The sequence below is a fragment of the Nonomuraea jiangxiensis genome (assembly GCF_900099965.1).
GTDB classification, from domain to species: domain Bacteria; phylum Actinomycetota; class Actinomycetes; order Streptosporangiales; family Streptosporangiaceae; genus Nonomuraea; species Nonomuraea jiangxiensis.
In genome coordinates this window covers 232851-247430 of record NZ_FNDJ01000009.1, presented here as the reverse complement: position 1 = coordinate 247430, position 14580 = coordinate 232851, and the positions used below count along the sequence as shown (strand labels likewise).

Genomic DNA, 14580 nt, shown 5'->3' with positions numbered 1-14580 from the left:
ACGCACCGGCCTACATCACTCGCGGCACGGGGTGGCGTGTGGGGATTGCGGGGCGGGAAGGGCCGCGGGCACCCGTGACCTCTCGCAATCGAATGGGATCCGCGCGGGTCCTGAAGCGGCGCGGGGGAGCGAGATTAGCGTCTCTGACACCGTTCGGGACAGGGAGAAACGTCATGTTCGAGCAGGATGTCGCTGATGTCTATGACCTCGTCTACCGGAGCAGGGGCAAGGATTTCGAAGCAGAGGCAGCCGAGGTGGCCGAGCTGGTGCGGTCCCGGAAACCGGATGCCGAATCCCTGCTCGACGTGGGGTGCGGCACCGGTGAGCATCTGCTCTACCTGCGCAAGATCTTCGGCCATGTGGAGGGGCTCGAACTGGCCGAGGCCATGCGGGTCATCGCCTGCCGCAAGCTGGCCTCCGTCACGGTGCATGCCGGGGACATGCGGACTTTCGAGCTCGGCAGGAGGTTCGACTGCGTCTCCGCCATGTTCACCGCGATCGGCTACGTCGGCTCGGTGGCGGAGATGCAGGCGGCCATCGCCCGGATGGCCGCGCATCTGAACCCCGGCGGGGTGCTGGTCATCGATCCCTGGTGGTTCCCCGAGACCTTCCTCGACGGCTACATCGGCTCGGAGATCGCCCAGGACGGAGAGCGCACCGTCGCCCGGGTGGGCCGCTCCACCCGCCACGACCGCACTTCGCGACTGGAGATCCACTACATCGTCGCCGACATCGGCGGCATCAGACACTTCACCGACACCCAGGCGCTGACCCTGTTCACCCGCGAGGAGTACCTCGCCGGCTTCGACCGCGCGGACTGCGACGCCGAGTACGTCACCAGCGCCCACTCCGGCCGTGGCCTTTTCGTCGGCGTCCGCCGTCAGGTCTGAGGAGAATCACGTGCGCGTCCTTTTCACCACGTTCGCCTGGCCCTCGCACTTCTACGGCATGGTCCCGCTGGCCTGGGCCTTCCAGTCCGCCGGCCACGAGGTCGTCGTGGCCAGCCAGCCGCAGCTGACCGAGACGATCACGGGCGCCGGGCTGCACGCCGCGGTCGTGGGCCATGACCCCGACATGCGCGCGATGATGCACCAGCCGCAGTACCAGCAGGTCGGCGACACCCTGCTCGACGAGGCGGTGGGTACGCTGCCCCCAGAGGTGCTGCCGGAGGCGGAGAAGGCCAAGTGGCTGACCATGCTCTGGCACACCTGCCAGGTCGCCGAGACCATGACCGACGATCTGGTCGACTTCGTCGGCGACTGGCGGCCCGACCTGATCGTCCGGGATCCCAGCACGTTCGGCGCGAGCGTCGCCGCGAGGAAGCACGGGGTCCCCGAAGCCCGGGTGACGTTGTGCCCCGACGTCATGGGCAAGGCCTACGACGCGAGGGCCGCGCTGGGCTCACCCGATCTCGCCGGGTTCTTCGAGCGTCACGGGCTCACCGTGGAGGACTCCTGTGCCCGGTGGACCATCGACCAGTGCCCGCCCGCCCTGCGGCTGCCCACCGCGACCGAGCGGATCCCGATGCGCCACGTGCCCTACGCCACCGGCGGCACGGTGCCCGACTGGCTGCTGGCGCCGAAGAGCAGGCCGCGGATCTGCCTCACCTGGGGCTTCACCACCGAGTTGCTGCGCAGCGAGGCGATCGGCGTGCCGCAGTTGCTGGGCGCTCTGGAGGGGCTCGACTGCGAGGTGGTGATCCCGGGCGGGCGGCGCCTGCCGGGGATGCCCGCCGACCTGCCCGGCACGGTGCGCGTGCTCGACTACCTGCCGCTCACCATGCTCCTGCCGACCTGTGACGCGCTCTTGCATCACGGCGGCGGCGGCTCCATGCTCATGGCCGCCGCCCAGGGCGTGCCGCAGCTCATGTTTCCCCAGATCATCGATCAAGCCGTCTACGCCCACCAGCTCGCCAGGACCGGAGCAGGTCAGGTGGTCGACAGGTCCGACACCGACCCGGCCGCGCTGCGCCGCCACGTGCGGCGGTTCCTGGAGACGAGCTCTCACCGGGGGGCGGCGCTGCGCCTGCAGGCGGAGATCGCCGCCCAACCGGCTCCGGCCGCCGTCGTGGACACGCTCGGCAGACTCGTCGACCGCACGTAGGCCGACGCCATCAAAAGGGGGATGAACCGATGCCCAATCGCATCACCGTACTCGGTGCCGGGATCGCCGGCCTGGTCGCCGCCTGGGAGCTCGAGCAGCTCGGCTACTCCGTCGAGGTCCTCGAGGGCAGCTCGCGCTGCGGCGGCCGCATCTACACCCATCGTTTCGCCGACGCCCAGCCCGCGCCGCTGGTCGAGCTGGGCGCCATGCGCATCCCGACCAACCACCTGCACACCAGGGCCTACATCGACAAGCTGGGCCTGAACGACCGGGTCCGCGACTTCCGCACCCTGTTCTCCGAGGACGGGGCCTACCACACCACCAGCGCCGGCTTCGTCCGCGTGGGCGAGGCCGCCGAGGTACTGGTGGAGGAGTTCCGCACGGGGATGGTCGCCGAGCGGTACGGTGAGCCGACGATCCTGTTCGGCGCCTGGCTGATGGCCATGGCCGACGCCATCGCCCCGCCCGACTTCAGGATCACCCTGCAGAAGGAGCTCGGCCGGGGCCTGCTCGACGAGCTGGAGGGGCTCGACCTGGCGCCCTTCCGCTACGGCCGCGGCCGCGACCGCATCGACCTGCACGCCTTCTTCGCCGCTCACCCCCAGGTCCGCACGGCCTGGAACGGCCGGCTCAACCACTTCATCGACGACGTGCTCAACGAGACCAGCCCCGAGCTGATCCGCCTGGAAGGCGGCATGGACCAGCTCATCACGGGCCTGGTGGAGCGCATCCGCGGTCCGATCACCTACGGCCAGGAGGTCGTGGGCATCCATGTGCGCGACAACGACGTGCTCCTGGAGATCAGGGACGGCGCCGGCGTCACCGTGCGCCGCTGCGACCAGGTGCTGTGCACCGTGCCCTTCTCCATGGTGCGCCGCATGTCACTGAGCGGGTTCGACGGCGACAAACTCGACGTCATCCACGCCGTGAAGTACTGGTCGGCCACCAAGGTCGCCTTCCATTGCCGGGAGGCGTTCTGGGAGCACGCGGGGATCTCCGGTGGCGCCTCCTACAGCGGTGGCAGGATCCGGCAGACCTACTATCCCGCGGCCGAAGGCGTCCCGGGCGGCGGCGCGGTGCTGCTGGCGAGCTACACGATGGGCGACGACGCCGACCGGCTCGGCCGCATGCCGCCCGCCGCCTGCCGTTCGGTGGTGCTGGACGAGCTCAGCAAGATGCACCCGGAGCTGCGCCGTCCGGGGATGGTGCTGGACTCGGCGAGCCTGGCCTGGGGGCAGCACCGCTGGAGTGAGGGTGCGGGCGTCACCCGGTGGGGCATGAGCGTCGCCGCCAGCGAGGAGCAGCGCTCGCGGGCTGCCAGGCCCCAGGGCCGGCTGTTCTTCGCCGGCGAGCACTGCTCGTCCACCCCGGCGTGGATCGACGGGGCGATCGAGTCGGCGCTCGAGGCCGTCGGTCAGATACGGCTCGGCACGCGCGAAGACGCGGTCGCGGTGGGGTCGCACTGATGAGCCTCTTCGACCTGCCGCGCCTGCACTTCGCCGGCGTGGCCACGACCAGGCTGCCGACCGGGCCGCGCAACGGCCTGATCGACCTGGCCACCAACACGGTGCTCACCCACGAGGGGCCCTTCCCCGTGGATCGTCCGGCCCACGACTACCACGCCTACCTCAACGAGTACGGCACCCGCTATGGCGCGGACGGCCGCGCCGACCCCGAGGGACCCTTCAACGCGCTCAAGGGCTGGAACTTCGCCGGCAACGGCCACTTCGCGGTCGACTCCGAGATCGTCGGGGTCGAGACGCCGGACGGATTCGACACCGGGGACCTGCTGGTCGGCCGCAAGGTGGACATGTGGGGGCACTACAACGAGTACCTGGCCACCACCGCCAACCGGGCCAGGATCTTCGACGTCGATCCCGCCTCGGACCTGACCACCACGGTGATGGTGGGCCGGCTCTCCTTCGGTCGGCAGGGGCGTTCGCACGACGTCGGCTACCTCGTCTCCGGCGGCGTGAGCGGGCTGCTCCCGCCGCGCTGGCAGAACGACCGCCACGTTCAGGGCGTCACTGGCCACTGGCTCGCGGGCCAGCTCGGGCGGGCCACGCTCTACCAGTTCGTCGTCCCCGCGGACGAGGAGCTGCGCTGGTGGGAGGAGGCGGCCGGCTCGCCCGCCCTCCGGCTGTTGCGGCGGCTGATCGACGAGGGCAGGGCGGACGGGCTCGTCGTGCAGTTCGCGCTCGCCGGGATGGCGCCGCCGGCCGCTCCCGGCCCGCCGGACCAGTGGGGCCTCCGCGGCACCATCGCCCCCTGGCGGGCGGGGGAGCCGCGGACCGCCCCCGCCGGCCGGCTGCTCGTCCCGGTGGACGGCGGGCCGTTGCACACCCTCTCGCTGCGGCTCGACGCCGAGCACGTCACGCTCAACATGATCACCGCCGTGCCCGTCGCCCATCGCCTCGGCCCGCCGCTGGACCTGGGGGACCTCGAGCTCCGTACGGCGAGCGGCGACCGTTGTCTGGTCGCCGTGATCCCGAGCCGGGCCTACACCGCCTCGGCCGGGACGAGCGGCGTCGTCACCGTCGCCCGCGAAGCCGGGGTGGCGGCCGAGGACGAGGCGCTCGTCATCACCGCGGGAGGCCGGACCCTCCTGCGCGAGCAGGAGACCGTGCTGGTGGTGGATGACGCCGCCGTCCTGCTCGACTACGAGGAGGAGACGGAGGTCGAGGTCTCGTGCTTCGTCCGCGGCGAGCCCGCTCCCGCCGGAGCGGTCCGCGTCAGGCAGTTCGCCAACCCGCGGGCACGGCCGCTCGACCCACCGGGTGACGTCGAGATCGTCGAGGTGGCGACCGGCGAGGGGCGGCTCACCCTGCGCGGAGTCCGGCCCGGGACCACCTGCGTCCTCCTCGCCGCGGACCCGGCCGAGCTGCCCGAGCCGGGCCACGCCCTGCACGACGGCGACGCGGCCGCGCTCTGGCGCGCACGGCTGGGTGCGATCGCCGTCCGGGTGCTGCCCGACCACCGGCACCTGGACGCCATCCCCCAGCAGGACGTCGGCTTCGAGGTGCTCTACCGGCATGTCTTCGCCTACTACGAGCTCACCAACACCTTCATGAAGAGCGAGGTCTTCAGCCTGGCCGACCGCTTCAAGGTGGAGACCCACCCCCGGCTCATCTGGACGATGTGCGACCCGAAGAACAAGGGCAAGACGTACTACATGCCCCCGACGCGGGACATGTCGGCTCCCCAGGCCCGGCTGCTGCTGAAGTTCCTGCGCCGCCAGCACACCCAGAGTCCCGCGCTGACGCCCGTCAGGGCGGCAGAACGCAGGGACGGCGGCATCACCACCCGCCAGCAGCTCATCACCGCGCTGCGCCAGGCCGCCACGATCGAGCTCGCCGTCATGCTGCAGTACCTCTACGCGGCCTACTCCGTCCCGCTCTACGGCGCCGGCCTCGACCGGGTGCGCAGCGGGGAGTGGACCCCGGAGCAGCTCCGCCTGCTGTGCGGCTCCGGAGGGGAGAGCCTGGACAACGGCATCCGCGGCACGCTGATCACCGTGGCCCGCGAGGAGATGATCCACTTTCTGGTGGTCAACAACATCCTCATGGCGTGCGGCGCGCCCTTCTACATCCCCGACGTCGACTTCACCAGCATCAACGAGCGGCTCGCCGTACCTCTCGACTTCGCGCTCGAACCGCTCAGCCTCGGGAGCGTCACTCGCTTCATCGCCATCGAGCAGCCGGAGAGCATGATCCCGGAGGTCGGTCCGCAGACCGGGGCGACCCACCCGTACGGCTCGCTGAGCGAGCTGTACGCCGACATCCGCCAGGGCCTGCAGCGGGTGCCGGATCTGTTCATGGTGGACAAGGGACGCGGCGGGGGCGAGCACCATCTCTTCCTGCGCAGGTCCGTCAACGACGCCCACCCCGACTACCAGCTGGAGGTGGACGACCTGGCCAGCGCGCTGTTCGCCATCGACGTGGTCACCGAGCAGGGTGAGGGCAACATCCTGAGCGAGGCGGTCGAGGGGGAGCCCTCCCACTTCGACGCCTTCGTCGGCATCGCCGACCGGCTCAGCGCCCAGCCGAGAGCCGGGCGCGCCCCGTGGGCGCCCGCCTATCCCGTGGTGCGCAACCCGACCCTGCGGGCCGGCCGGGCGGCAGGGGAGCACGTCACCGATATCGAGGCGCGCCAGGTCATGGGGCTGTTCAATCGCTCGTACCACATGATGTTCCAGCTCATGGCCCAGCATTTCGGCGAGCGCCCGGACAGCAGCCTGCGGCGGTCGGACCTGATGAACGCCGCCATGGACGTCATGGTCGGCGCCATGCGACCGCTGGGCGAGCTACTGGTCACCATGCCGTCGGGCCGGCGCGGCAGGACCGCGGGGCCCTCCTTCGAACTGGAGGAGATCCCGGCGGCCATCTCGCGGCCCGACGTCGCGAGGCGGGCGATGAGCCTGCGGTTCGACCACCTGGCGAAGGCCTGTCACGCCTCGCAGGTGGTTCCGGAGCGGGTGGGGGACAACTTCGCCCTCCTCGCAGACTTCTATGGACGGGCAGGTAGGGCATGACCACGGCTTACGAGACCGACGTTCTGGTCATCGGGGGCGGCCCGGTCGGCATGGCGCTGGTGCTGGACTTGAAGTACCGGGGAGTTCGCTGCCAGCTCATCGAGGCGAGCGATGGCTCGGTCTCGCACCCACGGGTGGGCTCGATCGGTCCCCGGTCGATGGAACTGTTCCGCAGGTGGGGGATCGCCGACCGCATCCGCGTCGCCGGCTGGCCCGGCGACCACTCGCTCGACACCGCCTGGGTCACCCAGGTGGGCGGGTACGAAATCCACCGGCTCCGGACGGGCACCGCCGACAGCAGGCCGCTCCCGCCGTACACGCCGGAACCCGAGCAGGTCTGCCCGCAGCACTGGCTGGCGCCCCTGCTGCTGGAGGAGGCCCGCACCCACCCCGGCGGGGTCGTGCGCACCCGGTCCAGGCTCGACGGCTTCACCCAGCACGACGACCACGTCGAGGCGACGGTCACCGACCTGGCGGAGGGGCGCGAGCTCCGGATCCGCGCCCGCTACATGGTGGCGGTGGACGGCGCGTCCTCTCCGGTGCGCAAGGCCTGCGGCATCCCGTCGTCGGCCCGCTACGACGTCATGACCTTCCGCAACATCCTCTTCCGCGCGCCGGAGCTGCGTGCGCGGCTCGGGGATCGGGAGGCGATGTTCTACTTCCTCATGCTGAGCAACCAGCTGCGCTTCCCGGTCCGCGCCCTGGACGGCCGGAGCCTGTACCGGCTGACCGTCTCCGGGACCGACGCCGACGCGCGTGACCTGGTCACGATGGCGCTGGCGTTCGAGACGCCCGTCGAGATCCTCTCGGACGCGGTCTGGCACCTGACCCACCGGGTCGCCGAGCGGTTCCGGCAGGACCGGATCTTCCTGCTCGGGGACGCCGCCCACACGCTCTCCCCCTCGGGCGGGTTCGGCATGAACACCGGCATCTGCGCCGCCGCCGACCTCGGCTGGAAGCTGGCGGCGGAGCTGGACGGCTGGGCCGGGCGTGGCCTGCTCGACACCTACGAGGAGGAGCGGCGGCCGGTCGCCGTGGAGAGCCTCGAGGAGGCCAACCTGAACCTGCGGCGCACGATGAGCCGCCCGGTTCCGCCCGAGCTGCACCTGGACACCCCCGCCGGCGCCGAAGCCAGGGCGCGGATGGCACGGCAGCTGTCGCTCAGCGACGTGGCCCGCGAGTTCGACGCTCCCGGCATCCACTTCGGCTTCACCTACCGATCCAGCCTGATCGTCGCCGAGCCGGAGCAGGCGCCGGTCGACCCGCGCAAGTGGCAGCAGAGTGCCACGCCGGGCGGCCGAGCCCCGCACGCCTGGCTGAGCCCGGGGGAGTCCACCCTCGACCTGTTCGGCCGCGGGTTCACGCTGCTGACCTTCCCCGGGTCCGGGCGGGCAGCCGGTTCGGAGGAGGCGTCCGGTCCGGAGGGGGTGGCCGGTCTGGAGGGGGCGTTCGCCGAGCGCGGGGTGCCCCTGACGACGGTCCGCTGCGACGACCGGGCGGTGGCCGACCTCTACGAACAACCCTTGGTTCTGGTACGGCCGGACGGCCACGTGGCCTGGCGGGCCGAGGCTCCGCCGGACGACCCCGGCGTGCTCGCCGACCTGGTGCGCGGGGGCCGGCGATGAACCCCTTCGACCCGACCGGCTGGAGCACCGCCGACCTCGCCGACCCCTACCCGATCTACCGCCGCTACCGCGAGGGCGACCCGGTCCACCTGGGCGCGCACGCCACGTGGTACCTGTTCGGCCACGACGACATCACCGAGGTGCTCTCCGCCCCCCACTACGGCCGCAACCCGAGCGCCGCGGGCAGTACCGTCATCCCGCCCGCCCACGACAGGCTGCGCCGGATGGTGGAGAACTGGCTGGTCTTCATGGATCCGCCCCGGCACACCAAGATCCGCGCCCTGCTGGCCAAGCGGTTCTCCCCGAAGATGGTGGCCGGGCTGCGGCCGCGCATCGAGCAGATCGCCGCCCGCCTGGCCGAGCCGCTGCGTGATCGCCCGCTGGTCGACCTGGTCGACGAGTTCGCCGCGCCCTTCCCCATCCTGGTCATCTCTGAGCTGCTCGGCGTGCCCGACGACCGGCTGGGCTGGTTCCGCGAGCAGGCGGTGACCCTGCAGGAGGCCAGCAGCGCACGATCGGGGCGGCGGCCGGACGCCTACGCTAAGGCCGAGCGGGCCGCGAACGAGCTGACGGCCTACTTCCTCGCCGAAGCCGACAGCAGGACGGGAACCGGCGAGGACCTGGTGACCCTGCTGGTCACGGCAAGGGTCGACGGCGAGGCGCTCACCCGTGAGGAGATCGCGGCCACCTGCGTTCACCTGCTCACCACCGGGCACGAGACGACCACGAACCTCGTCTCCAAGTCGATGCTGGCGCTGCTCGCTCACCCCCGCCTGCTCGGCGAACTGCGTGCCCGGCCCGGCCTGCTGCCCGACGCGGTGGACGAGCTGATCCGCTTCGACGGCCCCGTGCAGATGGTCACCCGGTGGGCCTACCAGGATGACGTGGTCCACGGCCGGAAGATCAAACGGGGCGACAAGGTCGTCCTCGTGCTCGGTTCGGCCAACCGCGACCCGAGCCGTTTCGAGCGGCCCGACGAGCTGCGCCTGGACCGCCGGGCGGCCCGGCACTGCGGGTTCGGCATCGGCATCCACTTCTGCCTGGGCTCGCCGCTGGCCAAGGCGGAGGCGGAGATCGCGCTGCGCGCGCTGCTGGCGGCCATGCCCGCCTTCGACCTGGCCGGCGAACCCGTGGTCTACGTCGACGACCTGGTCTTCCACGGGCCCGCCCGCCTCCCCCTGACGACAGGAGTGCACGCATGATCCCCTTGTTCAAGGTGGCCGTGTCGCCCACGGCTCTGGACCGGGTGGCGGAGGTGTTCGCCAGCGGCTACCTCGGCCAGGGTCCGCGGGTGGTGGAGTTCGAGTCGGCGCTGGCCGCGCGGCTGGGCAACCCCCGGGTGGTGAGCGTGCACAGTGGCACCTCTGGGCTGTCCCTCGCGCTGCGCCTGCTGGACGCCCCAGAGGAACGCGACGAGGTGCTGAGCACGCCGCTCACCTTCGAGGCCACGAACTGGGCGATCCTGGCCGACGGGCGGCGCATCACGTGGGTGGACGTGGACCCGGAGACCCTGACCATGGATCTCGACGACCTCGAACGCAAGATCTCCCCGGCCACCCGGGCCGTCGTCGTCGTGCACTGGACCGGATACCCGGTGGACCTGGACCGGCTCGCCGGCATCCTCGACCGGGCCGAACACGAACACGGCTTCCGCCCGGCCGTCATCGAGGACTGTGCGCACGCGTGGGGCGCCTCCTACCGAGGTGTCCCGCTGGGCTCGCACGGCAACATGTGCGTGTTCAGCTTCCAGGCGCTCAAGCACCTCACCTGCGGTGACGGCGGCCTGCTCACTCTGCCTGGCGACGAGCTCCACGAGCGTGCCAGGCTGCGCCGCTTCTACGGCATCGACCGGGCGGCCGACCGCCTCCGGGGCGCCTACGACGTGGCGGAGTGGGGCCTGAAGTGGCACATGACCGACCTCAACGCCGCCATCGGCCTGGCCAACCTCGAGACGGTCGACGAGCAGCTGCGCCTGCACCGGGAGAACGCCGCCTTCTACGACAAGGAGCTCACTGGCGTGCCCGGCCTGGAGCTTGTCCAGCGCTCGCCAGACCGGGAAGGCTCCTTCTACGTCTACGACGTCAAGGTCGACGACCGGCCGGCCTTCCAGCGCAGGATGGAGGCCGCCGGGATCATGGCCGGCCTGATCAGCCGCCGCAACGACGAGCACTCCTGCGTCGCACCCCTGCGCACCTCGCTGCCAGGCCTGGACAGCGTCTACGACCGCATGATCTCCCTCCCGGTCGGCTGGTGGCTGACCGAGCAGGACAGGGAGCACGTGGTCAGGACCATCCGGTCGGGCTGGTGAGCGGGATGAAGGCACTCGTCCTGGCCGGCGGCAGCGGGACCCGCCTGCGGCCGCTCACCCACACCCTGCCCAAGCAGCTCGTGCCGGTGGCCAACAAGCCCATCCTCTTCTACGGCCTGGAGGCCATCAGGCGGGCCGGCATCACGGGGACGGGCATCGTGGTGGGCGCGACCGGGCCCGAGATCAGACGCGCCGTCGGCGACGGCGCGCGCTTCGGCCTGCGGGTGACCTACCTGGAACAGGACGCGCCACGCGGCCTGGCCCACGCGGTCTCCACCGCCCGTGACTACCTCGGCGATGATGACTTCCTCATGTTCCTCGGCGACACCTTCGTCTCCGACGGGGTCAGCGGCATCGTCGACAGCTTCGCCGCCGGCCGCCCGTCCGCCGAGATCCTGCTGGCCAAGGTGAGCGATCCCCGCTCCTTCGGCGTGGCCGAACTCGGGCCCGGCGGCGCCGTCGTGGGGCTGGAGGAGAAGCCCGCTCGGCCGCGCAGCGACCTGGCGCTGGCCGGCGTCTACGCGTTCACCCCGGCCATTCATGACGCCGTCGCCGGACTGCGGCCGTCGGGCAGGGGCGAGCTGGAGATCACCGACGCCATCGCCCGCCTGGTCCGCGAGGGCCATCGGGTGACCGGCAGCATGCTCACCGGCTGGTGGCGCGACACCGGAGAGGTCGAGGACCTCCTGAAGGTCAACGAGCTCATCCTGCGCGAACTGGAACCCCGCACGCTCGGCCAGGTGGACGCCGCGAGCACCCTGTCGGGCATCGTCGTCGTGGAGGAGGGGGCCGTGGTGCGGGACTCGCGGATCGTCGGCCCGGCCATCGTGGGCGCGGGAAGCGTCGTCGAGGGCTCGTCCGTGGGACCGGGCACCTCGATCGGCCCGGACTGCGCCGTGTCCGGCAGCGAGATCGCGCACTCGATCCTGCTGAGCGGCGCCTCCGTCACCGGAGCCAGGGGCCTGGCCTGGTCGATCATCGGCAGGCAGGCGCGGGTCGCCGCCGTCCCCGCCGCCCCGACCCGGCGGGTCGTCCTCGGCGACCACAGCCGAACCGAGATCTAGGAACGGCGGCCGGCACGGGGCCGCTAGCTGCGGCGGGCGGCGAACAGGGCGTACCCGATCTGGGGCACGGTGGCCGCCCGCTCGAAGTTGTCGATCAGTCGCCGCAGGCCTTCCTCGCCCATCAGCGGCAGGAAGGCGTCAGCCGCACCCCTGATCGCCTCCGCGGTGCCCATCATGGACGGCCGTACGTTGGCGCTGATGTCGCTGGAGGACGTCAGCGTCAGCCCGGCGTCGGCGATCTCGGCCTCGTACTCCGCGATGCCGGTCAGCGTGTGCACGCCACCGCCCGAGCGGAAGGCGGTCATGGCCTCCTGGTCCTGCTCGTGCACCGGACCGAGCTGCACGAAGTCGGCGATCGACAGCACGCCGCCGTGCCGCAGCACCCGGGCGACCTCACGCAGCGCCTGAGGCCGGTCGGTCATGTGGTGCAGCGACTCCATCGCCCAGACGCCGTCGAAGGAGGCGTCGGCGAACGGCAGGCGCATGGCGTCGGCGTAGCGGAAGGACACCCGGTCGGCCAGGCCCGCGGCCCTGGCGGCCTCGTTGGCGATGCCGATCTGCGTCTCGCTGATGGACACGCCGACGACCCGGACACCGAGATCGCCGGCCAGGCGCAGGGCGGGCTTGCCGACCCCGCAGCCCACGTCGAGCACGAGGTGGTCGCGAGCCACCGGCAACCGGGCAATGAGCTGCTCCGTCAGCCGGTCGGCCGCCTCCGCCAGCGTCGCGGGGTCGCCGGGCCCTTCGAAGTAGCCGAGATGGATGTTTCCCGCGCCGAGGCCGGCGAACGGATCGGACAGCTGATCGTACATCTGGCTGATATCCGTCATCGAAATTCCCTCCCGGATGTGACTGTGCCGTCGGCGTGATAATAGGAAGGCAATTGCGGGGCGCCGGGCGCCCGGCGGATTCTCTGTGCGATCGCGCGGGCTAGCCGTGTGGTTTCCCGCCGATACAGGTGATGTGCGCGGCCCGGCCCGCGTGATAAGCAACGATAGGAAAACCGCGTGATCTCGCGATTCCGCGGTTCGCGGCCGTTATCTATCGTCTGAGGAATGCGCCCACTTCTTTATCGGCTTATGTACGCCGTGGGATTCACGCCCTGGGACAGGGACGTGCCTTCCGCCGAACTCGTCGAGCTGGTCAAGGAACTGCCGGATCCGCACGGACGGCGCGCCCTGGATCTGGGCTGCGGCACCGGCAGCAACGCGGTCTACCTGGCCGGTCTCGGCTGGGACGTGGTCGGCGTGGACACCGCGCCGAACGCGATCAAGCAGGCCCGGCGGCGGGCAAAGGCGGCGGGGGTGGACGTGCGGCTGCTGGTCGGCGACGTGACCGAGCTGTCGAAGATGGGCCTGGGCGGGCCCTTCGACCTGCTCGTGGACCGCGGCCTCATGCACGCCCTGCCCGGCCCCGTGCGCGTCGGCTACGCCCGGGAGATCGCCGAAGTTGCCCGGCCCGGCTCCGTGCTCCTGATGACCGGCTTCTGGACGGGCAAGGCCTTCACACCCGGCACCCCGGGCCTGGACGCAGGGGTGATCTCCGGCCTGCTCGGCGCCGCCTGGGAGCTGGAGCGCAAGGGGGAGGCCGAGGACGGCCGCTTCGTGCTGCTGCTGTTCCGCCGCCGGGACCGGTGCTCGTGATCGCTGCCCAGGTGCCCGCCCCGCCCGGCTTCTCGCCGCTGGTGTTCCTGCTGCAGATCGGCGTCCTGCTGCTGCTCGCCCTGGTCATGGGACGGCTGGCCGTACGGCTGGGCATGCCCGCGGTGGTGGGTGAGCTCTGCTCCGGGATTCTGCTCGGGCCGTCGATCCTGGCGCAGGCCCTGCCCTCGGTGTCGGCGTGGTTGTTCCCCGCCGACCCCCAGCAGTCGGCGGTGCTCGACGGCGTCGGCCAGCTCGCCGTGCTCCTGCTCGTCGCGGTGGCCGGCGCCCACCTGGATCTGGGCATGGTGCGCCGGCAGGGCGCGACCGTCGCCAAGGTCAGCCTGCTGGGCCTGGTCATCCCGCTGGGCCTCGGCGTCGCCGTCGGCTTCCTGCTGCCCCTTTCACTGTTGTCGCCGGCGCGTGAGCAGGTGGTGTTCGCGCTCTTCCTGGGCGTGGCCATGTGCGTGAGCGCCATCCCGGTCATCGCCAAGACACTGCTGGACATGAAGCTGATCCACCGGGACTTCGGCCAGCTCACGCTCACCGCGGGCGTGCTCGACGACGTCTTCGGCTGGCTCATGCTTTCGGTGGTCTCCGCCATGGCCACCACGGGAGTACGGGCAGGGACCGTGCTGACGTCGGTGGCCACCCTCCTTGCGGTGGTGCTCTTTGCGTTCACCCTGGGCCGTCCGCTGGTCAAAGGCTGCTTCCGCCTGGCGGCCCGCTCGGGCGAGGCGGGGCCGACCGTGGCCACGACCGTGGTCCTGGTGGTGCTGGCCGCCGCGGGCACCCAGGCGCTGGGACTGGAGGCGGTATTCGGCGCGTTCCTGTGCGGGGTCCTGGTCAGCGAGTACGGACGGCCGGATCCCGCACGCCTGGCGCCGTTGCGGGTGCTGGTCATGTCGATGCTCGCACCGATCTTCTTCGCCACCGCGGGGCTGCGCATCGACCTCACCGAGCTGGCCAGGCCGCCGGTCCTGCTCGCGGCGCTGCTGATCCTCGCCGTGGCGATCGCCGGCAAGTTCGCCGGGGCCTACCTGGGGGCGCGCTTCAGCGGGCTGAGTTCCTGGGAGGGGCTGGCACTGGGGGCCGGGCTGAACGCCCGGGGTGTCATCGAGATCCTCATCGCCATGATCGGGCTGCGGCTGGGCGTACTCAACACGGCCGCCTACACGATCATCGTGCTGGTGGCGGTGATCACCTCGCTGATGGCGCCGCCCATCCTGCGCCTGGCGGCGCGGCGGATCGAGCAGACCGAGGCCGAGCGGCGCCGGCTGGACAGGCGGTTTACTCACTCGGCCTGACT

The 14580-nt window shown here is 71.3% G+C and carries 11 protein-coding genes; 10 read left to right on the top strand and 1 reads right to left on the bottom strand.

What is annotated here, in order from left to right; all coding sequences use genetic code 11:
* Positions 1–173 precede the first annotated feature (173 nt).
* The 8 genes from BLS95_RS21255 to BLS95_RS21220 are packed head-to-tail and all read left to right on the top strand — an operon-like array spanning position 174 to position 11631.
* Positions 174–890, top strand: coding sequence for a class I SAM-dependent methyltransferase (locus BLS95_RS21255; RefSeq protein WP_090933845.1), 717 nt, complete (start codon positions 174–176; stop codon positions 888–890).
* Positions 891–900: 10 nt separating this feature from the next.
* On the top strand, positions 901–2103 hold the full coding sequence (locus BLS95_RS21250) for a nucleotide disphospho-sugar-binding domain-containing protein (RefSeq protein ID WP_090933843.1): 1203 nt from the start codon (positions 901–903) through the stop codon (positions 2101–2103).
* A 29-nt stretch (positions 2104–2132) separates the two neighbouring features.
* Positions 2133–3569 (top strand): flavin monoamine oxidase family protein, encoded by a 1437-nt coding sequence (locus tag BLS95_RS21245; protein WP_090933840.1) that lies wholly within the window; start codon positions 2133–2135, stop codon positions 3567–3569.
* Entirely contained in the window at positions 3569–6634 is a 3066-nt protein-coding gene (locus tag BLS95_RS21240; RefSeq protein ID WP_090933838.1) for a ferritin-like domain-containing protein, read from the top strand. Before BLS95_RS21245 ends, BLS95_RS21240 begins: the two co-directional genes overlap by 1 nt.
* On the top strand, positions 6631–8259 hold the full coding sequence (locus BLS95_RS21235) for an FAD-dependent monooxygenase (protein WP_090933836.1): 1629 nt from the start codon (positions 6631–6633) through the stop codon (positions 8257–8259). Before BLS95_RS21240 ends, BLS95_RS21235 begins: the two co-directional genes overlap by 4 nt.
* Complete coding sequence (locus tag BLS95_RS21230) at positions 8256–9461, top strand: cytochrome P450 (RefSeq protein WP_090933834.1); 1206 nt, start codon at positions 8256–8258, stop codon at positions 9459–9461. The genes BLS95_RS21235 and BLS95_RS21230 overlap by 4 nt, the downstream gene beginning before the upstream one ends.
* Positions 9458–10567, top strand: a complete 1110-nt coding sequence (locus BLS95_RS21225; protein WP_090933832.1) for a DegT/DnrJ/EryC1/StrS family aminotransferase — start codon at positions 9458–9460, stop codon at positions 10565–10567. Before BLS95_RS21230 ends, BLS95_RS21225 begins: the two co-directional genes overlap by 4 nt.
* 5 nt (positions 10568–10572) lie before the next feature.
* Entirely contained in the window at positions 10573–11631 is a 1059-nt protein-coding gene (locus tag BLS95_RS21220) for a glucose-1-phosphate thymidylyltransferase (RefSeq protein WP_090933830.1), read from the top strand.
* 23 nt (positions 11632–11654) lie between these two features.
* Here BLS95_RS21220 and BLS95_RS21215 read toward each other — a convergent pair whose 3' ends face one another.
* On the bottom strand, positions 11655–12461 hold the full coding sequence (locus BLS95_RS21215; protein WP_090933828.1) for an SAM-dependent methyltransferase: 807 nt from the start codon (positions 12459–12461) through the stop codon (positions 11655–11657).
* 225 nt (positions 12462–12686) lie between these two features.
* Between BLS95_RS21215 and BLS95_RS21210 the strand changes: the two genes are divergently transcribed.
* Entirely contained in the window at positions 12687–13274 is a 588-nt protein-coding gene (locus BLS95_RS21210; RefSeq protein ID WP_090933826.1) for a class I SAM-dependent methyltransferase, read from the top strand.
* Positions 13271–14578, top strand: a complete 1308-nt coding sequence (locus BLS95_RS21205; RefSeq protein WP_245765191.1) for a cation:proton antiporter — start codon at positions 13271–13273, stop codon at positions 14576–14578. The genes BLS95_RS21210 and BLS95_RS21205 overlap by 4 nt, the downstream gene beginning before the upstream one ends.
* Positions 14579–14580 lie beyond the last annotated feature (2 nt).